Annotated in this window: 1 protein-coding gene; it reads right to left on the reverse strand. The window is 52.8% G+C overall.

Annotation, left to right across the window (positions count from 1 at the left end):
• Positions 1-413, reverse strand: a 413-nt coding sequence (locus AC1RPG_RS08290; RefSeq protein ID WP_481762514.1) for a hypothetical protein, incomplete at both ends; no start/stop codon positions are given.

Consider the following 413-nt stretch of genomic DNA (forward strand, 5'->3'; position numbering starts at 1 on the left):
GAGTGAGCGATCCGTCACCTGTGGCGTTCACTGCGTAAATACGACGTGCTGATATAGCAGGCTCAGTTTCAGGAGTCGGCCACACACCCGCGCCAAGGGGCCACGTAGGGTCCGCACCGGATACGCTCTGAATCACCAAGTCGTCGATGAAGTAACTGACGAAGTTTGAGGCAAAGAACTTGAGGCGGTTAGCAATCTGTCCTGTGGTGAAGTTGTCAGCGCTCCACGTCACAGGAATATCTTGCTGAACGGTAGCCCCGTTAATCGTGTACGTTGCGCTCATCACTGCCGAGGAAGCTGTGCTCGTCGTACTGTAGTACGAGAACTGAAGCTGAACCCAGTAGTACGTGTTCAACTGTATGTTGAAGTTGTATGGGGAACTCGTCGGACTGTTGACGTTAGTAACGAGCTGA

Source organism: Dellaglioa sp. CoH-57-MRSF-18 (assembly GCF_056781995.1).